1 pseudogene is annotated in these 282 nt (G+C 61.0%); it reads left to right on the forward strand.

Going from position 1 to position 282, the window contains the following annotated elements:
* Positions 1-25 precede the first annotated feature (25 nt).
* Positions 26-282: pseudogene (locus tag ACYP5B_RS51470) on the forward strand (hypothetical protein); the annotation flags it as partial.

The following is a 282-nucleotide window of genomic DNA, read 5'->3' on the forward strand; positions in this document are numbered from 1 at the left end:
CTGCTGTTCTCCTTATAGCGCATCGATGTTTCTCCGCCCACGCCGGGGCCGGAAGGGCCTTGAACTGCTCACGACGAACAGCAACGGCAAGAACGTAGACCTCACGGGTTGCAACCTGCGTGTGATCGTGAAGGGTGACGCGGTCGAAATCCACTACGCGACTTCGAAGGCCGAAGGGCGCCCCTCCGGTACAGGGGAAATTGGTGTCGACAAAGGCTATACCGAGGCCTTCGCCGACTCCGATGGCGAGCGTCATGGTCAGACCTTCGGCGCCGTGCTGAG

It is taken from the genome of Cupriavidus sp. 8B, assembly GCF_054589115.1.